Below are 19,723 nucleotides of genomic sequence, written 5' to 3'. Positions count from 1 at the left end.
CAGGCTTGTTTCGACTCACCGTAATTCCTAAACTTAACTTTAGCTCAAGAGATTTTTCCGGGAGGAGATCATGCCCGCATCCGAAGGCCTTTCCATCGGCGCGTTGGCGCGCCGCACGGGGTTGGCGGTATCCGCCATCCGCTATTACGAGGCGCAGGGGTTGATTTCCCCCTGGCGCAATCCGGGCGGTCAGCGGCGGTATCAGCGCGCCGACATCCGTCGGCTGAGTTTCGTGATGATCGCGCAGCAGTTCGGTCTGACCCTGCCCGAAATCCGCGAGGTTCTGGCCGGGCTGCCCGACAACCGCACGCCCACGCCGGCGGATTGGAAAAAGATCAGCGTCGGCCTGCGCGCGCATCTGGACCAGCGAATCGATACTCTGCTGCGTCTGCGCGACAATCTGGACGGCTGCATCGGCTGTGGCTGTCTGAGCCTTCCGAAATGCGCGCTCTACAACCCCGACGACCGGGCCAAGGCGCATGGTAGCGGTCCCAGGTACCTGATGGGTGACGCGCCCGAGGGCTGATCTGCCGCATTGCAGCAATGTTACGCCGTGTTTTGATTGACCAAGGTCTTTTCCAGCAGGTAATCAGCCGGGAAACAAAATTTCGCCGAGCCCGCGCCCCAGGCGCCAATTCGGATAGTTAGCGGAGGAGCCCACGATGGCCGAAATTGAACGCGAAGCGATGGAATACGACGTGGTGATCGTGGGCGCAGGCCCGGCGGGCCTGTCGGCGGCCATTCGTCTGAAACAGCTGGACGCCGACCTGAACGTGGTCGTGCTGGAAAAGGGCTCGGAAGTGGGCGCGCATATCCTGTCGGGCGCGGTGTTGGACCCGTGCGGTCTGGATGCGCTGATCCCTGACTGGAAGGAAAAGGGCGCGCCGCTGAATGTGCCCGTGCGCGAAGACAACTTCTATATGCTGGGCGAGGCGGGCAAGCTGCGCATCCCCAACTGGCCGATGCCGCCGCTGATGAACAACCACGGCAACTACATCGTCTCGATGGGCAATGTCTGCCGCTGGATGGCCGAACAGGCCGAGGAGCTGGGCGTGGAAATCTTCCCCGGCATGGCCTGTTCGGAACTGGTCTATGGCGACAATGGCGAGGTCAAGGGCGTCGTGGCTGGCGTGTTCGGACTGGAACCCGACGGATCCTATGGCCCCAACACCGAGCCGGGGATGGAACTGCACGGCAAATACGTCTTCCTGTCGGAAGGCGTGCGCGGGTCGCTGTCCAAGGAAGTGATCGCGAAATACGACCTGTCCGCCGGGAAAGAGCCGCAGAAATACGGCATCGGCATGAAGGAAATCTGGGAGATCGATCCCGCCAAGCACAAGGAGGGCAGCGTCACCCACACGATGGGCTGGCCGCTGGGCGGCAATGCCGGGGGCGGGTCGTTCATCTATCACCTGGAAAACAACCAGGTCTATGTCGGCTTCGTGGTGCACCTGAACTACAAGAACCCGCACCTGTTCCCCTACATGGAATTCCAGCGGTTCAAGCACCACCCGGTGGTGGCCGACCTGCTGAAAGGCGGCAAGCGCGTGGCCTATGGCGCCCGCGCGATCACCGAGGGCGGATATCAGTCGATGCCGAAGCTGGTGGCACCGGGTGTTGCGCTGTTGGGCTGCTCGGCGGGCATGGTCAACGTGCCGCGCATCAAGGGCAACCACAACGCGATGCTGTCGGGCAAGGCAGCGGCCGAGGCCGCGTTTGAGGCGATCAAGGCCGACCGGTCGGGCGACGAACTGTCCGCCTATGAAGACGAGGTGCGCAACGGTGCGATTGGCCACGACCTCAAGAAGGTTCGCAACGTCAAGCCACTGTGGTCGAAATATGGCCTGACCGCTTCGCTGGTTCTAGGTGGCATGGACATGTGGACCAACACGCTGGGCTTCTCGCTGCTGGGGACACTGGGCCATGGCAAGAACGACGCCGAGGCGACCGAGGATGCCAGCAAGCACACCCCCATCGACTATCCGAAGCCCGATGGCACGCTGTCTTTCGATCGTCTGACCAACGTGGCGTTTTCGTTCACCAACCACGAAGAAAGCCAACCCTGTCACCTGAAGCTGACCGACCCCGAGATTCCGGTGAAGGATAACCTGCCCAAGTTTGACGAACCGGCGCAGCGGTATTGCCCGGCGGGCGTGTACGAAGTGGTGAAGGACGAGGCCGAGCCGCGATTCGTGATCAACTTCCAGAACTGCGTCCACTGCAAGACCTGTGACATCAAGGATCCCAGCCAGAACATCACGTGGACCACGCCGCAGGGTGGGGACGGACCGAACTACCCCAACATGTAGGCAAAAACCCGGGCAATGGCGGGGCCGTGAACGCTCGGCCATTGCCTCTGGCGGGCCAAGGCCCTAGCTTGTTCTGCAATCATAGGCAGACAAGGCAGGTATTAGGTGGTTTCACTGGTTCGTCGCACGGCGCTGGCCGTGTTTCTTGCGACAGCGGCTGTCGTTCCGGTTCACGCGGATTCCGGCGCGGGATCCTATCTGGCTGGACGCCAGGCCATCTATGAAAGCGACTACAAGGCGGCCGAGGAGTACTACTCCAAGGCCCTGATTTTCGATCCGGGCAACACCAAGCTCAAGGAAAGCGTGCTGCTGGCGCGCGTGGCGCTTGGCAATGTGGAACGTGCATTGCCGATCGCCGAGGACATGGAGGCGAACGAGCAGCCCAACCAAGCCGCACGTATGGTTGTTTCCGCCAAACTGGTATCTGACGGAAAGTTCGACGAATTGCTGGCCCGTGATCCGGAAAACCAGGGCGTTGGCCCGCTGGTCGATGGGCTGATGACGGCCTGGGCGCATCTGGGCAAGGGCGAAATGACCAAGGCGATGGCGCAGTTCGATGAGGTCGCCCAGCAGGACGGGCTGCGGGAATTCGCGCTGTACCACAAGGCGTTGGCGCTGGCGTCGGTTGGCGATTTCGAGGGGGCCGAGGCGATCTTTGCGGCCGACGACAGTATCGTTGCGCGATTTTCGCGACGAGCAGCGCTGGCGCGGGTCGAAGTCTTGTCGCAGCTCAACCGCAACGACGAAGCTCTGCAATTCCTGGAAAACGTCTTTGCGGCGGGCAGCGACCCGTCGATCGAGTCCTACGTGGACACGCTCAGCGCCGGTGGCACCTTGCCTTTCACCCATGTCGGATCGGCCACCGAAGGCGTGGCCGAGGTCTTTTTCTCGGTCGGGGCGGCGTTGAACACCGAGGCCGCACATGACTATGTGCTGCTTTACGCGCGGATCGCGACTTACCTCCGGCCCGATCACATCGATGCGATCCTGCTGAGCGCGGAACTGCTTGAGCAGTTGAGCCAGTACAACCTTGCCGCCGAAGCCTATCGAAAGGTTCCCACGGATAGCAGCGATTTCCACGCTGCCGAGCTGGGGCGTGCCGAAATTCTGGCTCAGTCGGGGAAACCGGATGCGGCGATCGAAGTGCTGGAAAATCTTGCGGCCCGGCAGCCCAATCTGCCCAGTGTCCATGTCGCCTTGGCCGACCTGCAGCGGCGTCAGGAAAACTACGCCGCAGCTGTAACCTCGTATGACCGAGCCATCGAACTGACCGAAACCGGTTCGGGTGGCAACTGGTTCCTGCACTACGCCCGCGGCATCTGCCACGAACGTCTCAAGGCCTGGGACAAGGCCGAGGCGGATTTCAGGCGTGCCTTGGAGCTGAATCCGGATCAGCCGCAGGTTTTGAACTATCTCGGCTACTCGCTGGTCGAGCGGCAGGAAAAACTGGAAGAGGCGCTGGACATGATCGAGCGCGCCGTCGCGATCCAGCCTGACAGCGGCTATATCGTCGACAGCTTGGGCTGGGTCCTGTTTCGCTTGGGCAGGTACGACGAGGCGGTCGAGCATATGGAGCGCGCCGTTGAACTGATGGCCGTGGACCCGGTGGTCAACGACCACTTGGGCGACGTCTACTGGGCCGTCGGGCGCACCCGTGAGGCCGATTTCCAATGGCGGCGCGCGTTGTCCTTCATCGATCCCGCAGACACCGATGGCGAGGCCGACCCCGACCGGATCCGACGCAAACTCGAGGTCGGGCTGGACGCGGTGCTGGCCGAGGAAGGCGCGGCCCCCCTGAAGGTCGCCAATGGCGACTGAGGCCTTTGCGCCCGCGAAGATCAACCTTTCCCTGCATGTGACCGGACGGCGGGCCGACGGATACCATCTTCTGGATTCGCTGGTCGCCTTTGCCGATGTGGGAGACACGTTGATCCTGTCACCCGGGCCCGAGAATCGCCTGACCGTGACCGGCCCCCATTCCGCCGGGGTGCCGACCGACGACCGCAACCTCGTCTGGCGGGCCGCTCGGGCGATGGGATGGATCGGGCAAATCCAGTTGGACAAGGTTCTGCCGCATGGCGGGGGAATCGGCGGCGGCTCATCGGATGCGGCTGCGACTTTGCGGGCCATCGCAGGGGAAGACGCGGAAGTTCCGCTGGAAACGGCTTTGGCCCTGGGCGCGGATGTTCCTGTTTGTGTACTGGGCAGCGCTGCACGGATGCAGGGCATTGGTGACCGTGTCGCCCCGGTTGCATTGCCCGCTTTGCCCGCGCTGCTGGTCAATCCGGGTGTGCCGGTTCCGACGGGGCCGGTGTTCAACGCGCTGGCTTCGCGCGACAATCCGGGTATGCCGGATGAGATCCCGGCATTCGAAACGCCCGAGGCGTGTGCTGACTGGCTGGCCGGGCAACGGAATGATTTGCAGGAAGCGGCAATAGGCTTGGCGCCCCAGATTTCAGACGTGTTGCAGGCGCTGGGTGAAACGCGGGACGTTCTGCTGGTGCGCATGTCGGGGTCGGGTTCGACCTGCTTTGCGCTGTACCCGTCCATGAAGGCCGCACATTTTGCGGCCTACGAGATTGGTGTTTCCCAGCCGGACTGGTGGTGTCGCGCAAGCGTCCTCAGTTGAGGCGGGATACGACGTAATCGGCCAGATCACCGAGCAGGTCGCGCAACTCGTGATCGGGCAGCGCGGTCAGAGCGGTTTTGGCCTTTGCTGCCCAAGCCAAAGCGTCTGTCCGGGTCTCCTCCAGGGTGCCGTATTTGCGCATGAGGTTCAGGGCCAGGTCCAGGTCTCCATCCTGTTGCCGGCCCTTCTCGATCGTGCGCTCCCAGAACGCACGCTCGTCGGGTGTGGCCTGGGCCACGGCCTTGATCACCGGGAGGGTCAGTTTGCGCTCGCGGAAGTCGTCGCCCACGTTCTTGCCGGTGGCCTTGCTGTCGCCCTGATAGTCCAGCAGGTCGTCGGCGATCTGGAAGGCGATGCCCAAGGCGTCGCCATAGCTGAACAGTGCCCGGACCTGTTCCTCGGACGCACCGGCGATCACACCGCCCACCTCAGTTGCCGCGGAGAACAGCGCGGCGGTCTTGCCGCGCACCACCTGCAGGTAGACGGCCTCATCCGTGCGCAGGTCGGTGGCTGCGGTCATCTGCAGCACCTCGCCTTCGGCGATGGTGGCCGAGGCATTGGCCAAGATGTCCAGAACCCGCAGAGACCCGGTTTCCACCATCAACTGGAAGCTGCGCGAAAATAGATAGTCGCCGACCAGCACGCTGGATTTGTTGTCCCACAGCAGGTTGGCAGTAGGTCGGCCGCGCCGCTGGGCGCTTTCGTCGACCACATCGTCGTGCAACAGCGTGGCGGTGTGGATGAATTCCACCGTGGCGGCCAGGCGGATGTGATGGTCACCGCCATAGCCGAACAGCCGCGCGGCGGCCAGTGTAAGCATCGGGCGCAGGCGCTTGCCGCCGGCTTCGACCAGATGCGCGGTGACTTCGGGGATGCGGGGCGCGTGTTCCGAGGCCATGCGGGTGCGGATCAGAGTGTTTACCGCCTCCATTTCACCGGCTAAAATCTCGGCCAGTCGCTCATGCGGTTTCGAGATCGTGCTGATCGTCATCACACTCCTGATACAAGGCTCGACTTTCGTCCTGCCTTGCCCTTACATCCATCCCCATGAAAGAACTTCTGCGCAGCACCGATCCGACCATCATCGCCTTTGCATCCGCTCTTCTTGAGGGCGAGGATATAGACTGCTTTGAGATGGACGTAAATATGAGCGTCCTCGAGGGAGGCATCGGAATCTTTCCGCGCCGCCTCATGGTTCGGACCGATGACCTCGAGCGGGCAGAGCGGGTGATGCGTGACAATGACATTCCGCTGGGAAGATGACCGGGTTTCCAGACAGCGCGCTGACTTGCAACGACTTTCTGGGTGGCCGCCTAAAGCTGTGGCAGCCGCGAGACGGTTATCGCGCCGGTGTCGATCCGGTGCTGCTTGCTGCCGCGGTTCCGGCCAAAGCCGGGCAGTCGGTGCTGGAGCTGGGCTGCGGGGCGGGCGCTGCGGTTCTTTGTCTCGCGACCCGCGTGCCCGGTCTGCGGCCGACTGGGGTCGAGCTTCAGGCCGACTATGCCGATCTGGCCGCAAGAAACGCGCAATGCAACGAGATCGATTTGTCCGTCCACGTGGCCGACCTGTCCAATATGCCGACTGATCTGCGTCAGCAGCACTTCGACCACGTGATCGCAAACCCGCCCTATTATCGGCCCGGTGCACATAGCGCGGCCGTCGATGCTGGTCGGCGAACGGCGCTGAGCGAGCAGACGCCGCTGTCCGACTGGTTTGATGCGGCGGCGCGCAGGCTGACACCGCGCGGGTACCTGCACATGATCCAGCGCGCGGAACGCTTGCCCGACATGATGACGGCCTGCGCGGGTCGGTTGGGCTCGGTAGAAGTTCTGCCCATCGCGCCGCGCATGGGGCGCGGGGCCGAGTTGCTGATCCTGCGGGCGCGCAAAGGGGGACGCGCGGATTTTCGGTTGCATGCGCCGCTGATTCTCCACAGCGGTGACCGCCATGAAAGGGACGGCGACAGCTACACCGACACGGTATCCGGCATCCTGCGCGAGGGCCGACCAATGCCCTGGCCGGACGCCCGATAGGCAATGACCAGCCGAAATTGTCGGATTTGAACAAGAATCCGAGCGTCTGCGGCGTGACAGGCTGGAAATGATGTGATCAACTTCCCATGTGATATTCAGAAACAGAGAAGGAGGATCGCCATGAGCGTAAGCGCACATCTGACGGAACTGAAGAAGAAGCACGAAACCCTCAGTCTCGAAGTGGAACAAGCCCAGCGCTCGCCCGGTATCGACGATCTCCACATTGCTCAACTCAAAAAGAAGAAGCTGAAGCTGAAGGAAGAGATTGAACGCCTGTCGGCTTAACGTCGTAGGCTGGCGCGTGCCGCGATTGCAGCGCCGCCGGTAACAAGCAATGCCGCGATCGCCAGCGTCCAGGACGGCGTGGCGATCCCGGCGACCACAAGCACCAGAGTTGACAGCAGGGGTGCCGCGTACGAGCTGGTGCCCAACATCTGGATGTCACCGTGCTTGACCCCGATATCCCAGACATAGAACGCCAGCCCAACGGGCCCCAATCCCAGGGCAACGGTCGACATCCAGGCCAGTGCGTCGGGCGGCCAGACTGTCTGCTCAAGGCTGAAATGCAGGATCCACGAGGCGATGGCTGTCAGCACGCAGAACACTGCTACCGAGCTGGTGGGCGTTTGACCCAACCTGCGCGACAATACGGAATACCCGGACCACGTAAGGGCGCACAAAAGCGCCAGCGCATAACCCGGCAGATGTTCGGCCTGAAACCCCGCGGTTCCGCCGCCAGTGATGATCAGCGCGGCCCCGGAGAAGCCCAGACATGCCCCGAGCAGATGCCCCAGTCGTAGCGTTTCGCCGGGAAGCAACCCTGAGAAAAGCACGATCAGCAAGGGCCAGAGGTAGGCGATCAATCCGGCCTCGGCCGCAGGTGCCATGCGCAGGGCCGAAAAGTACAGGGCGTGGTATCCGAACAAGCCAACCGTGCCGAACGCGAATACCTTCCAACTGACCTGTTTCAGTTGCGCAAGCCCACCGCTGTGCCATGTCCAGATCAAGCCAAGGGTTCCGCCGATCGTGAAGCAGATGGCGTTCAGCAAAAGCGGCGGGGTCGGCGCCGAGCCAACCGTGAACAGCGCGAGCAGTGCCCACAAAAGGACGGCGACAAAACCGATGGCGGTGGCGCGGTTCTTTGTCATGCGGGGGGGATATCCTCGACGGGTATGATTTCAAGACCGTCGGATATGTGCGCGGTTTTTTCGATCTCTGCAAGGAACCAATCCCGGAAGGCGGCAATCTGAGGGCGCGTCTCTTCTCCCGAACGGCACAGGAACCGGAAGCGGGCCTTGGTTTCGATGGCGGTTTTGAAGGGCATGACCAGTCGGCCTTCGATCACATCCTTGATGATCATCGGGCGCCGTCCCAACGCGACGCCGACACCCGCCACCGCGGCATCTATGGCGTGATCCGCGTTCGAGAAATGCGCGCCATGAGTCGGCGTGAAGTCAACCCCGACCGCGCGAAACCAGGCGGGCCAGTCACAGGGCGGATTCAGGAAGTTGATCGAGTCATCGTGGATCAGCGGCGCTTTGGTCAGATCCTGTGGCGTCGGAAACCGGGCCGCAAGCTCGGGCGTCATGACCGGTGTTAGCCACTCTTGCCGCACGGGAACTGAATACAGCCCGTCATCCTGCCCGTACCCGAACCGGATCGCGACATCCACGTCGTCGCGCTCGAAATCGAGATTGCGCAGCGTGGCTGAAAACCTCAGGTCGATCTCGGGATGGGCGCGGGCGAACTCGTAAAGGCGGGGGGCCAGCCACTTGGCTGTCAGGGCCGGCCCAGCGGTCACTGTCAGTGTTGTGTTGTCCTGGAGGCGGCGGGTGGCCGACCAGGCCGCCTGCAGCGCAGCAAACCCTTTTTCCGTGCCCGGGGCCAGGGTTCGTCCGGCCTCGGTCAGCTCGACCGCACGGTTCAATCGGCGGAACAGCGGCTGGCCCAGATGCTCTTCCAGGGACTTGATCTGAAACGACAGCGCCGCTGGTGTCACGTTCAACTCGTCCGCGGCCTTGGCAAAGGACATATGGCGGGCGGCGGCGTCAAAGGCCCTGAGGGCGGTGAGTGGGGGAAGTCGGTCGCTCATCTTCACATAAGATTTTCTAAACTGAATGCGGAAAAACTCTCGTTTGTACCTATTGAAAACAACAGGCATGTTGAATGCAAGTCAAGTTCACCTTTAGTAGAAGGGAAAAGCCATGATCGAGATGACGACCAATCCTGCCGCACAAAAGGCAATTCTGCGCGCTCATCAAGAGCGCGGCAAGGCGATCCGGAGTTTCTGGAAGTGGGTTCTGGGTTCCCGCTGAACGCTGCGCGCGCGTTCTTACGGGATCAAAGGAGGGCCGACCCGTTGGGTCGGCCCGTTTTCATATAAGCCGCGATCAGACGAAAAACTGCGCGCCGTTGGCCGAAATCGTCGACCCGTTGATGAACTGCGAATCTTCCGAGGCCAGGAATGCGACGCAGCGGGCAATTTCCTCGGGTTCGCCCAAACGGCCTGCGGGGATCTGACCGATGATGGCTTCACGCACCTTTTCCGGAACGGCCATGACCATCTCGGTCGCGATGTATCCGGGGCAGATAGCATTTGCGGTGATGCCGGCGCGCGCGCCTTCCTGCGCCAGGGATTTGACGATGCCCAGATCACCGGCCTTGGTGGCGGCATAGTTCACCTGAGCGAACTGGCCCTTTTGCCCGTTGATCGAACTGATCACGATCACCCGACCGAACTTGCGCTCGCGCATACCGGGCCAGACGGGGTGTACGGTGTTGAACACCCCGGTCAGGTTGGTGTCGATCACCTGGTGCCATTGTTCCGGTGTCATCTTGTGGAACGGCGCGTCGCGGGTGATGCCGGCATTGGCGACAACGATGTCGATCGGGCCGAGCTCGGCTTCGACCTTTTCGATGCCCGCCTTGGACTCGTCATAGTCGGCCACGTTCCATTTGTAGGTCGCAATGCCGGTTTCCTCGGTGAACCTGGCCGCGGCTTCGTCATTCCCCGCATACGAGGCGGCTACATTGTATCCTTCGGCCTTGAGCGCTTTGGAAATTGCTGCGCCGATGCCGCGGGTGCCGCCGGTTACGAGTGCTGTACGTGCCATTTAGGACTCCTCCAAATTTAATCGTGTTGGTAATTCTGTTACTCTGAGAGATTGTGTTGCGCAATATCGTTTCGTCGCGAGCTGGCTCTTTCCGTTTGGTGATATTGTCGCATCCTAGGGATATTCTCGGAGTGTAACAAAAAAGGGCGCCCATTGGACGCCCTTATTCGTGACTTGTCAAAGCACTTAGACGCGCTCCACGCACAGGGCGACGCCCATGCCGCCTCCGATGCAGAGGGTTGCCAGACCCTTTTTCGCGTTTCGGCGCTTCATTTCGAACAGCAGCGTGTTCAGAACCCGGCAGCCGGATGCTCCGATCGGGTGGCCGATGGCGATCGCGCCGCCGTTCACGTTCACGATCGAGGGATCCCAACCCATGTCCTTGTTCACGGCGCAAGCCTGTGCCGCGAAGGCCTCGTTGGCTTCGACCAGATCCAGATCGTCAACCGACCAGCCGGCCTTTTCCAGCGCCTTGCGCGAGGCATAGATCGGTCCGACACCCATGATCGACGGGTCCAGCCCGGCGGTCGCATAAGACGCGATGCGGGCCAGCGGTTCGATCCCGCGCTTTTCGGCGTTGTCGGCTGACATCAGCAGGGTTGCCGCCGCGCCGTCATTCAGACCCGAGGCGTTGGCCGCAGTCACCGAGCCATCCTTCGTGAAGGCTGGACGCAGCTTGGCCATCGCCTCCATGGTCGCGCCGTGACGGATGTACTCGTCACTATCCATCACGATGTCGCCCTTGCGAGTCTTGATGGTGAAGGGCACGATCTCGTCCTTGAACTTGCCGGCCTTCTGCGCGGCCTCAGCCTTGTTCTGGCTGGCCACCGCGAACTCATCCTGCATATCGCGGCTGATCTGCCACTTCTCGGCCACGTTCTCAGCGGTCTGGCCCATGTGGTAGCCGTTGAACGCATCCCACAGGCCGTCGCGGATCATGGTGTCGATGTATTTCATGTCGCCCATCTTGTGGCCCGCGCGCAGAGATGCGGCGTGGGGCGACAGGGTCATGTTTTCCTGACCGCCTGCGCAGACGATCTCGGCATCGCCCAGCTGGATGTGCTGAGCGCCCAGTGCAACGGCACGCAGGCCCGAACCACAGACCTGGTTGATGCCCCAGGCCGCGCTTTCCTGCGGCAGGCCGGCGTTGATGTGCGCCTGGCGTGCGGGGTTCTGGCCTTGGGCGGCCGTCAGAACCTGACCCATGATGGTTTCGCTCACCTCGGACTTGTCGATCCCGGCGCGTTCCACGACGGCTTCGAGGACGGCAGCGCCCAGATCATGTGCGGGGGTGTTCGCAAAGGAACCGCCAAAGCTGCCGACGCCCGTGCGTGCGGCGGATGCGATTACTACGTTGGTCATACAGTCAATCCTTTACCGTCAAGGTCCTGTGGGAAATCTGACGGCGCAGGTCGCACAGAGCCTCTCTGGCGATGCAAGAGCGCCTCGTGATCCCCCGCTCCAGCACTTTCTGCCATAGCGCAATGCTGCACGTGCAGCAACGGACAGCTTGTCTCATGAGAAAGCCTCGGCTGGATAGCGCCCAAGGGAATTGGGTTCAACTTCCTGTTTTGGCTTCTTTTTCCGGTTGCCACGGGGCTTTCACCGTCGGAGCGCCGAATAGGTAGCCCTGCAGACAGTCCACACCGCTGGCCACCAGAAACTCGGCATCTTCACGCGTTTCGACCGATTCGGCGATGACCAGAATCTCGAATTCACGGGCGACGGCGATCAGCGCGCGCACCAGCGCCTGATTGTCCGGGTTGGTGCTGACACCCCGTACGAACTGCCCGTCGATCTTCGCCGCGTCAAAGAAGAACTCGCGAAAATACCTGAAGCTGAAGTTGCTGGCGCCGAAGTCATCCAGCGCAAAAGCGATCCCGCGATCCTGAAGCCGGTCCATGAAATCGATCACCAGTTCGGGAACCTGCATTGCCGAGCTTTCGGAGATTTCGAGGATAAGCCGCTCGCCCAGCGTTTTGTCCCGCTTGAGAAACCGGTCCAGGATCCGCGACCAGCGCGCGTATCCGATCGAGCGTGCGGACATGTTGACCGAAAGCCGGATTTCCGGATTGCGAGACAGGGCGCGCAATCCTTTTTCCAATGCTATGCAGTCCAATTCCCGGCCGATTGGTGTGTTTTCCACCTGCGGCATGAACTCCCGCGCGGGGATCACACGGCCGGTTTCGTCCAGCACGCGGATGAATGCCTCATAGAAGGCAACGCCGTGCGGGTCTCGTGCTTGCATGACGGGCTGGAACGCCAGGCGGCATTGCTGATGCTTGACAGCCTCGGTCGCCATTTGAACGGTCGAAGTGTCCCGCGCGGCGACGGCCGAATTCAACGGGCTGTCCCCACCCTCTGGCAGATCTGCAAAGTCCTTTTTCCGCATCGACGCCGAATCCCCGTACGTTTCCGAAACCGGTCAGCACGTAGTTTCGGGTCGTACCGGTGAATTTGCGGTTAATGCGCGTCGGGAATCAGTCGGCGGGATCAGCGGGTCGTCTGGGCTGCGTGGCGCAATTCGACTACGGCGCCAATCACGGCGCCCAGGAAGCCTGTGCCCACCATAGCAACTCCAAGCATCATCACCGCCGGCGCAGGCTGCTGGCCAAGGGCGCTGAGCATCGCGATTACCAAGCCCAACAGGCCGGTTGCGGTGAAGATGGCTGTAACGCGGGACATGGTGGAACTCCGACCGAACAAACTTGTCGCATTTCCGGATATGGAGCACGCGCGCCGGAATTCAAGCGCCCGCCCGGCAGACGCCGCCAGTCTCAGGCCTGTTTTGCCTGTTGGTTGGGCAGGTTTTCGTCGAATTGCTCGAAACCGGGCGTTCCGAGATCTTCGGGATGGCGGGCCAGGTGCTTGGACTTGATCTGCTCGGAGCTGTCGCGGCTGCCGTCATGGCTGTAGCCCGGCGGGGCAAAGCAATAGGCCAGCCGCTGTTTCAGGGTCAGGCCCGGCTGGGTCGCGTCGCGCCAGATGGCCACCCATTCGTGAAAGGCCACCCGCAGCGGGTTGAAGGTGCCGATATTGTGCACCAGGCCATAGTCGACCCGGTCGTGCTCCTGCTCGGGGACGAAGGTGCCGAACAGCTTGTCCCAGATGATGAACACCCCGGCATAGTTGCAATCCAGATAGCGCGCGTTGCGGCCGTGGTGGGCACGGTGGTGGCTGGGGGTGTTCATGACCGCCTCGAACCAGCGGGGCATCTTGCCGATGGCTTCGGTGTGGATCCAGAACTGGTAGATCAGGTTCAGGCCGCCGCAGAACAGCACCATCGCCGGGTGGAACCCCAGCAGGATCAGCGGCGCGCGCACGACCATCATGAAGGTGAAGGTATAGGTCCAGGTCTGCCGCAGGGCGGTCGTCAGGTTGTAGTGCTGCGAGCTGTGGTGGTTTACATGGCTGGCCCAGACCCAGCGGATGCGGTGCCCGAACCGGTGCACCCAGTAGTATCGCAGGTCATCCAGCACAAAGCACAGGATGATCACCGGGATCGATGTGCCCAGATCCAATGGCGAAATCTTCCACAGCCACATGAAGAACCCATAGGCGATGAAGCCCAGCAGGAATCCGGACGCGATGTTGCCCGCTCCCATGATCAGCGAGGTCACGGCGTCGCGGGTTTCATACCGCCCGCCACGGCCCTTCATGGCGATCCACAGAAATTCGGCCAGGATTGCGGCGATAAAGAACGGCACGGCCCATTGGACGACATCGGGAAAGCTGATCTGGTCGGTCATGCGGGCTCCAGCAGGTGGCGCCAGTGGCGGCGCTCGGTTTCATCAAGGCGGACGGTGACGCCGGGGGTGGCGAAGTCGTGGAACTGGACCTCGATGCCCTCGGGGTGGTCGATCCAGTCGAAATCGCGCAGATGGCGGGCCACCGTGTCGGCGCCAAAGGACCACAACAGGCCCGGCCCGGTCTCGGTGCGCAGCAATGCGGCGTGTCCGTCATGGGCAAGGGTGACGTCGATGATGGTGTCGTCGGGGAAATGGCGCAGCCATTCGGCGCGCGCGACATCGGCGCTCAGCACGCGCAGGCGCGATTTGCCCGTCAGATGCAGCAGTGCGGTGATGCCGGCAATGCCACCGACCACCAGAACCAGCAGGATTTCCAGCGGCATGATGTCCTCCCGCGGACAGAGTGCAAGCGGGTTCAGGCCCTGTCAAAGGTGGCGTTGCGTCAGGGGGTGTTGTGCGGCTCAAGCACTTCGTGCCGGACAACGCGCTCGACGAAGGGCACCAGCCCTTCGGGTCCCGAGGCGCGATCCTTGAGGTGAATGCAGATATCCGGCCGCCGCGCCGCGATGATGCCCACCAGTTCGCCGCGCACCTTGTCATCGAGGCCCGCGCCCATAATCGCGCAGGCGATGCGCGGTTCGGCGTCCAGTTGCCGCCGCACCTCGTCGGGATCATGCGCGCCCAGCCACCGGATCGGAAGATGCTCCAGTTGCCGCGCCACGTCGCCGATCACGTTGGGCAGCCGGCCGATCAGTAAAACCACCGGTTTCATCTCAGCCTCCTGTCTGTTGCCAATGAAAAACCGGCCCTGTTCAGGCCGGTTCCAGTCTAGCACAAAAGGCCCGTCAGGTGGTCAGCTTTCGGGGTTCAGCAGGGCCGCGATGATCGCCTTGGCACTGTCCGAGTTCCATTCGGCGTCGCCGATCAGCCGCGCGATTTCCTGGCCGTCGGGGTCGATGATTAAGGTGATCGGCAGGCCGACGATGCCCATCTCGCGTGCGACGGCCTGTTTCGGGTCTTGATGGCGGGGCAGGTTGGTGATGCCGTTTTCGTCAAAGAACTTCTTGATCCCCGCGGGCGAGTTGCGCCCGGTGGCCAGCGTCAGAACCTCGAACTGGTCTCCGCCGAATTCCTCCTGCAACTCGGCGATCTGGGGCATCTCTTTTCGGCAGGGCGCGCACCAGGTGGCCCAAAAGTTCAGCAGAACGTATTTGCCGCGATAATCTGCCAGCGTGGCGGTGCCGCCGTCATCTTCCAGCAGGAATTCCGCGTCCGAGACCGGTTTCGGCTCGGAATGCAGGATCAGGCGTTTCAGGCTGCCGTCGCGCAGGTCGGCCAAGGCCTGCGTGTCGGCGGCCAAAGCGGCATTTGCACCCAGCGCAAGGGCCATATAAAGGGGGATCAGACGAAACAGGCGCATATCAACTCCGGGTTTTCCAGCATGACCGAACAATCCTCGAACCAGATGTGGGGCGGCCGCTTTGCCGCCGGACCAGACGCGATCATGGAGGCGATCAATGCCTCGATCGGGTTCGACCGACGGATGGCGGCCCAGGACATCGCGGGCTCGCGTGCCCATGCCGCCATGCTGGCCGCCACGGGCGTGATTAGTGATAGTGATGCCGAGGCCATTCGGGAAGGGCTGCTCACCGTTTTGTCAGAGATTGAACGTGGTGAGTTCCAGTTCTCGACCGCGCTGGAAGACATCCACATGAATGTCGAGGCGCGGCTGAAAGAGATCATCGGCGAGCCCGCAGGCCGCCTGCACACCGGCCGCAGCCGCAATGACCAGGTGGCGACCGATTTCAAACTGTGGGTCCGCGATCAGCTGGACGCCGCCGAATCCGGGTTGCTGGCCCTGATCCGCGCGATTTTGGCGCAGGCCGAGGCCGGGGCCGATTGGGTCATGCCCGGATTCACCCACCTGCAGACCGCGCAGCCGGTGACCTGGGGCCACCACATGATGGCCTATGTCGAGATGTTCGGCCGCGACCTGTCGCGGGTGCGGGATGCGCGCGCCCGGATGAACGAATGCCCGCTGGGTGCTGCGGCGCTGGCCGGCACGTCCTTCCCGATCGACCGGCACATGACGGCGCAGGCGCTGGGCTTTGACCGGCCCGCCGCCAACTCGCTGGATGCGGTCAGCGACCGGGACTTCGCGCTGGAATTTTTGTCGGTGGCCTCGATCTGCGCGGTGCATCTGTCGCGGTTCGCCGAAGAACTGGTGATCTGGTCCTCGGCCCAGTTCCGCTTTGTCACCCTGTCCGACCGGTTCTCGACCGGATCGTCGATCATGCCGCAGAAAAAGAACCCCGACGCAGCCGAACTGATCCGCGCCAAGGTGGGTCGGATCTTTGGCGCCAACACGGCGCTGATGATGGTGATGAAGGGGCTACCGTTGGCCTATTCCAAGGACATGCAGGAAGACAAAGAACAGGTCTTTGACGCCGCCGACAACTGGATGCTGGCGCTGGCCGCGATGGAGGGCATGGTCAAGGATATGACCGCCAACCGCGACAGCCTGGCCGCCGCAGCCGGCTCGGGCTTTTCCACCGCGACCGATCTGGCCGACTGGCTGGTGCGGGTGCTGGGCCTGCCCTTCCGTGACGCGCATCACGTCACCGGATCGCTGGTCGCCATGGCCGAAAAGAAGGGCTGCGATCTGCCCGATCTGACGCTCGAGGACATGCAATCCGTCCACGCGGGCATCACGCAGGATGTCTATTCTGTCCTTGGCGTGGAGAATTCGGTAAACTCGCGCCAGTCCTATGGGGGTACGGCCCCGGACCAGGTCCGGGCGCAGATCGCCCGCTGGAAGGAGATGCTGGAATGACAACCTTGCGTGTGATTGCCCTGATCGGGGCCGCCTTCACCTTGGCGGCCTGCGGCGCTGACGGAGAGCCCGTCCAGCCAACCCTGAACGCCAATGTGGGCGTTTCGACCGGTGGCACATATGTGAGCGGGGGCGTCGGCCTGCACCGAGGCCCCCTCAGCGTGTTTCTGGGGATCTGAACGCTCTGCGGTTGAAAGCGACGTGCCAGTCGCCATTTAGCAAGTGATCCAACAAATGAAGGCAGCGAAATGAAACCACTCGGCCTTATCCTGTCGCTTGCCATACTGGCGGCGTGTGAGACCACGAATCCGCCGCGTTCGCAGCCAGTAGAAGAGCCCGCGCGCTCGGGGGCTGGGGTGTCTGTATCCGGATACGCGCGGGCCGGGGTGTCGACGAATTTCTGAATGAGCCGTTGATGCGCTCAGCCGGCCACTGGGTGCCCGCGCTGCCGCAGACACTCAATCAGAATGTCACGCCGGGTGTTGCGCATCTCGGCGGCTCCGGCGACCGCACCTGCCGCTGATCCCACAGCTGCGCCTGCTATGGCTCCTTCTGTGTTTCCAACCGTGTCGTCCGAAATGCCTGCCAATGCGCCGACCCCGGCGCCGATCAAGGCCTGTGACCGGGTTTCCGGGTTCCACAGGTCCTGAGACTTGGCCAATGCGCGGCACTGGTCCAGATCAGCGGCGTAGGCCGGGCCCGGCTCGGCAGACAGGACGGGTTGGTGTTGGGCACCGGTGCCGCTGCATGCGGCTGTGACCAGGGCCAGCGGCAAGACGGTCAATGTGAATCGTTCCTTGAACAGCATGAGTTGTCTTTCTTTGTAGGTATTCCGGCGGGAGCCGGAGCCACTTCCTGTTGCTGTGGCTTCGGGCCCTATGCGAGGGCGTGCCGGGCGGGTTCAGATGTGGCCCAGGCCACTATGAGCCAAGGCCACGACGTAGAAAGCCAGTACAAAATCCAGAATCTCGACCAGTCCAAGCATCAGCGGAATCGGGTCGGGTGATGTGGGGAAGACATGACCCAGGTCCAGCATGACCACGAAGATGTATCCCCAGGCCGCCACGATGGCGCCCCAGCTTGCCGTTGCCGAGCCGCGCAGCATGGCCACCGCCGACCCCACGGCCAGCAGGGCAAGCGCGATCAGAAAGACGTTGAAACCCCAGAACACCGCTCCACCCAGCCCGGAAAAGTCGCGGGTCTCGATCGGTCCGCCGGGGACCAACGTGACAAAGCTGACGACGAGGACAAGCATCAGTTTGGCGGCTGTTGCCGTGGGTTGGAGCGCCATGGGCCGCGTTGGGCTGGCGTTGCTTTGTGACGAATGCGCCATGACAGAATCCTTTTTATGACTGGCCGTCTGGCGGCGACGCGGTTGTTCTTTGACGTGCTGGGCCCCGGATTTCAGGACCCACGCGCGGCCGAGATCATTGGCGGGTTCTTCGCCTGGCTTGCCGATCACTATGCGGCTCACTTCGCCCCCTTGATCCGCGCGGGGGAAATCCGCAGCGACCTGAGTGCGCAGGCCGCCGCGCAGGCGGTGACGGCGATGCTGGATGGATTGGTGATCCATCTGGCGATCTACGGGGGCGATGAAAGCGACTTTGAAGCGCGTCGCGTCGCGACCCTTTCGTTGCTTCAGGCCGGCCTGCGCGGATAAGCTGTTGCGCCCGACTTCTGTGCGGTTCGCACCGGATTGCATGCCCGCGATGCAAATCCCGTTGATCCACAGGCCTGTTTTGGTCTAAGCGCGCAGATATGGATCACTTTCTCTACCGCGATGGCGTGTTGTGCGCCGAGGATGTCCCGGTTGCCGAGATCGCGGCTGCGGTCGGCACGCCGTTCTATGTCTATTCCACGGCGACGCTGCTGCGGCACTACAACCTGTTCGACGAGGCGTTGGCAGGTACCGACCACGTGGTCTGTTATGCAATGAAGGCCGCCAGCAACCAGGCTATTCTGAAAACGCTGGCGCAGGCGGGCGCGGGGATGGACGTGGTTTCGGGCGGCGAGTACCTGCGGGCCAAGGCAGCGGGCGTGCCGGGCGAAAAGATCGTGTTCTCGGGCGTCGGCAAAACGGCCGAGGAAATCCGCATCGCACTGACAGGCGGGATTCGCCAGTTCAACGTCGAATCCGAGCCCGAGATGGAGGTGATCAACGCCGTCGCGCAGGACCTCGGCGTGATCGCGCCGATCACGGTTCGCGTGAATCCGGACGTCGACGCCAAGACCCACGCCAAAATCGCCACCGGAAAATCCGAAAACAAATTCGGCATCCCGATCGCCCGCGCACCCGAGGTCTATGCCCATGCCGCCAGCCTGCCCGGCCTCAAGGTGGTGGGCATCGACGTGCATATCGGCTCGCAACTGACCGATCTGGAGCCGTTCCGCCTGGCCTACTCCAAAGTCGCCGAGCTGACCGAACAGTTGCGCGCACAGGGCCACGACATTCACCGTCTGGACTTGGGTGGCGGGCTGGGTATCCCCTATGCCCGGTCGAACGAAGCACCGCCGCTGCCGTTGGAATACGGTGCGATGATCAAGGAAACGCTGGGCCATCTGGGCTGCGAGATCGAGATCGAGCCGGGCCGTCTGATCGCGGGCAACGCGGGGCTGATGGTGTCGAAAGTGATCTATGTGAAGTCGGGCGAAGGGCGCGATTTCCTGATCCTCGACGGGGCGATGAACGATCTGATCCGTCCGGCCATGTACGACGCCTATCACGACATCGTTCCCGTCATCGAGCCCGCCCCGGGGGTCGAACAACGCCCCTATGACATTGTCGGGCCGGTCTGCGAGACCGGGGATACCTTTGCGAAACAACGGGCGATGCCACCGCTGAACCCAGGGGATCTGGTCGCATTTCGCAGCGCCGGCGCCTATGGCGCGGTTATGTCCAGTGAATACAACACCCGGCCCCTGATCCCCGAGGTTCTGGTTCATGGCGATCAATTCGCGGTTATTCGTGAACGGCCAACCTTTGACGAAATCATAAACCGCGATACCATACCTGAGTGGCTGTGACGCGATAACCGCGCGGGCCCGACCCGGAGGCCT

24 protein-coding genes are annotated in these 19,723 nt (G+C 62.4%); 11 read left to right on the top strand and 13 right to left on the bottom strand.

The genetic code is table 11. The features are described from left to right. The first annotated feature begins 70 nt into the window (after positions 1-70). The 4 genes from soxR (at position 71) to ACR0MM_RS15290 (ending at position 4,938) form a co-directional block, all read left to right on the top strand. Positions 71-526, top strand: a complete 456-nt coding sequence (gene soxR / locus ACR0MM_RS15305) for a redox-sensitive transcriptional activator SoxR (protein ID WP_170342262.1) — start codon at positions 71-73, stop codon at positions 524-526. A 136-nt stretch (positions 527-662) separates the two neighbouring features. Continuing rightward, a complete protein-coding gene (locus ACR0MM_RS15300) occupies positions 663-2,309 on the top strand; it encodes an electron transfer flavoprotein-ubiquinone oxidoreductase (protein ID WP_480697144.1) in 1,647 nt (548 codons plus the stop codon). A 105-nt stretch (positions 2,310-2,414) separates the two neighbouring features. Further along, a complete protein-coding gene (locus ACR0MM_RS15295; RefSeq protein ID WP_480697142.1) occupies positions 2,415-4,127 on the top strand; it encodes a tetratricopeptide repeat protein in 1,713 nt (570 codons plus the stop codon). Continuing rightward, on the top strand, positions 4,117-4,938 hold the full coding sequence (locus ACR0MM_RS15290; protein ID WP_480697140.1) for a 4-(cytidine 5'-diphospho)-2-C-methyl-D-erythritol kinase: 822 nt from the start codon (positions 4,117-4,119) through the stop codon (positions 4,936-4,938). Before ACR0MM_RS15295 ends, ACR0MM_RS15290 begins: the two co-directional genes overlap by 11 nt. Here the strand turns inward: ACR0MM_RS15290 and ACR0MM_RS15285 are convergent. Beyond that, entirely contained in the window at positions 4,931-5,929 is a 999-nt protein-coding gene (locus ACR0MM_RS15285; protein ID WP_170342960.1) for a polyprenyl synthetase family protein, read from the bottom strand. The two genes, ACR0MM_RS15290 and ACR0MM_RS15285, sit on opposite strands and share 8 nt — an antisense overlap. 56 nt (positions 5,930-5,985) lie before the next feature. On the opposite strand from ACR0MM_RS15285, the gene ACR0MM_RS15280 reads away from it, so the two are divergent. The 3 genes from ACR0MM_RS15280 to ACR0MM_RS15270 all read left to right on the top strand — a co-directional run bounded on the left by ACR0MM_RS15280 (position 5,986) and on the right by ACR0MM_RS15270 (position 7,256). Further along, positions 5,986-6,201, top strand: coding sequence for a putative signal transducing protein (locus ACR0MM_RS15280; protein ID WP_093963516.1), 216 nt, complete (start codon positions 5,986-5,988; stop codon positions 6,199-6,201). Next, complete coding sequence (locus tag ACR0MM_RS15275; RefSeq protein WP_170448524.1) at positions 6,198-6,971, top strand: tRNA1(Val) (adenine(37)-N6)-methyltransferase; 774 nt, start codon at positions 6,198-6,200, stop codon at positions 6,969-6,971. Before ACR0MM_RS15280 ends, ACR0MM_RS15275 begins: the two co-directional genes overlap by 4 nt. A gap of 120 nt (positions 6,972-7,091) precedes the next feature. Further along, positions 7,092-7,256 (top strand): YdcH family protein, encoded by a 165-nt coding sequence (locus ACR0MM_RS15270; RefSeq protein WP_093963770.1) that lies wholly within the window; start codon positions 7,092-7,094, stop codon positions 7,254-7,256. Here the strand turns inward: ACR0MM_RS15270 and yddG are convergent. The 10 genes from yddG to ACR0MM_RS15220 all read right to left on the bottom strand — a co-directional run bounded on the left by yddG (position 7,253) and on the right by ACR0MM_RS15220 (position 15,253). Then, positions 7,253-8,119: an aromatic amino acid exporter YddG gene (yddG, locus tag ACR0MM_RS15265; protein ID WP_170367609.1), complete on the bottom strand. Its 867-nt coding sequence runs from the start codon at positions 8,117-8,119 to the stop codon at positions 7,253-7,255. The two genes, ACR0MM_RS15270 and yddG, sit on opposite strands and share 4 nt — an antisense overlap. Further along, positions 8,116-9,063 carry a transcriptional regulator GcvA gene (locus ACR0MM_RS15260; RefSeq protein WP_170526093.1) on the bottom strand — a complete coding sequence of 316 codons (948 nt, stop codon included), beginning with the start codon at positions 9,061-9,063 and terminating at the stop codon, positions 8,116-8,118. Before ACR0MM_RS15260 ends, yddG begins: the two co-directional genes overlap by 4 nt. Positions 9,064-9,361: 298 nt before the next feature. Then, positions 9,362-10,084: an acetoacetyl-CoA reductase gene (gene phbB, locus ACR0MM_RS15255; protein WP_480697137.1), complete on the bottom strand. Its 723-nt coding sequence runs from the start codon at positions 10,082-10,084 to the stop codon at positions 9,362-9,364. 186 nt (positions 10,085-10,270) lie between these two features. Beyond that, on the bottom strand, positions 10,271-11,446 hold the full coding sequence (locus ACR0MM_RS15250; RefSeq protein ID WP_093963511.1) for an acetyl-CoA C-acetyltransferase: 1,176 nt from the start codon (positions 11,444-11,446) through the stop codon (positions 10,271-10,273). A 196-nt stretch (positions 11,447-11,642) separates the two neighbouring features. Continuing rightward, on the bottom strand, positions 11,643-12,476 hold the full coding sequence (locus ACR0MM_RS15245; RefSeq protein ID WP_170360083.1) for an EAL domain-containing protein: 834 nt from the start codon (positions 12,474-12,476) through the stop codon (positions 11,643-11,645). A 101-nt stretch (positions 12,477-12,577) separates the two neighbouring features. Then, positions 12,578-12,769 carry a hypothetical protein gene (locus tag ACR0MM_RS15240; protein WP_093963509.1) on the bottom strand — a complete coding sequence of 64 codons (192 nt, stop codon included), beginning with the start codon at positions 12,767-12,769 and terminating at the stop codon, positions 12,578-12,580. Positions 12,770-12,861: 92 nt separating this feature from the next. Next, the gene (locus tag ACR0MM_RS15235; RefSeq protein ID WP_170367611.1) at positions 12,862-13,833 is read right to left on the bottom strand and encodes a sterol desaturase family protein; all 972 of its coding nucleotides are present in this window, start codon (positions 13,831-13,833) and stop codon (positions 12,862-12,864) included. Further along, on the bottom strand, positions 13,830-14,216 hold the full coding sequence (locus ACR0MM_RS15230) for a hypothetical protein (protein WP_170367612.1): 387 nt from the start codon (positions 14,214-14,216) through the stop codon (positions 13,830-13,832). The genes ACR0MM_RS15235 and ACR0MM_RS15230 overlap by 4 nt, the downstream gene beginning before the upstream one ends. 59 nt (positions 14,217-14,275) lie before the next feature. Further along, a complete protein-coding gene (locus ACR0MM_RS15225) occupies positions 14,276-14,605 on the bottom strand; it encodes a hypothetical protein (RefSeq protein ID WP_170360091.1) in 330 nt (109 codons plus the stop codon). 81 nt (positions 14,606-14,686) lie between these two features. Continuing rightward, entirely contained in the window at positions 14,687-15,253 is a 567-nt protein-coding gene (locus ACR0MM_RS15220; RefSeq protein ID WP_480697134.1) for a TlpA disulfide reductase family protein, read from the bottom strand. Positions 15,254-15,274: 21 nt separating this feature from the next. Between ACR0MM_RS15220 and argH the strand changes: the two genes are divergently transcribed. Together argH and ACR0MM_RS15210 are read left to right on the top strand one after the other, a co-directional pair. After that, positions 15,275-16,666 carry an argininosuccinate lyase gene (gene argH / locus ACR0MM_RS15215; RefSeq protein ID WP_480697132.1) on the top strand — a complete coding sequence of 464 codons (1,392 nt, stop codon included), beginning with the start codon at positions 15,275-15,277 and terminating at the stop codon, positions 16,664-16,666. Further along, on the top strand, positions 16,663-16,845 hold the full coding sequence (locus tag ACR0MM_RS15210) for a hypothetical protein (RefSeq protein ID WP_480697130.1): 183 nt from the start codon (positions 16,663-16,665) through the stop codon (positions 16,843-16,845). The genes argH and ACR0MM_RS15210 overlap by 4 nt, the downstream gene beginning before the upstream one ends. A 242-nt stretch (positions 16,846-17,087) precedes the next feature. Here the strand turns inward: ACR0MM_RS15210 and ACR0MM_RS15205 are convergent, their stop codons facing one another. Together ACR0MM_RS15205 and ACR0MM_RS15200 are read right to left on the bottom strand one after the other, a co-directional pair. After that, positions 17,088-17,474, bottom strand: coding sequence for a glycine zipper family protein (locus tag ACR0MM_RS15205; protein ID WP_170583244.1), 387 nt, complete (start codon positions 17,472-17,474; stop codon positions 17,088-17,090). Between the two features lie 93 nt (positions 17,475-17,567). Further along, positions 17,568-17,999, bottom strand: coding sequence for a DUF8051 family protein (locus ACR0MM_RS15200; protein ID WP_480697128.1), 432 nt, complete (start codon positions 17,997-17,999; stop codon positions 17,568-17,570). A 15-nt stretch (positions 18,000-18,014) separates the two neighbouring features. Here ACR0MM_RS15200 and ACR0MM_RS15195 point away from each other — a divergent pair, with 15 nt between their 5' ends. Next, positions 18,015-18,326 (top strand): TetR family transcriptional regulator C-terminal domain-containing protein, encoded by a 312-nt coding sequence (locus ACR0MM_RS15195; protein ID WP_480697126.1) that lies wholly within the window; start codon positions 18,015-18,017, stop codon positions 18,324-18,326. Between the two features lie 98 nt (positions 18,327-18,424). Continuing rightward, positions 18,425-19,690 carry a diaminopimelate decarboxylase gene (gene lysA, locus ACR0MM_RS15190; protein WP_170360104.1) on the top strand — a complete coding sequence of 422 codons (1,266 nt, stop codon included), beginning with the start codon at positions 18,425-18,427 and terminating at the stop codon, positions 19,688-19,690. The last annotated feature ends 33 nt before the right edge of the window (positions 19,691-19,723 follow it).

The organism is Ruegeria sp. BC6 (genome assembly GCF_056539185.1).
This window is presented reverse-complemented; position numbering and strand designations above follow the sequence as displayed.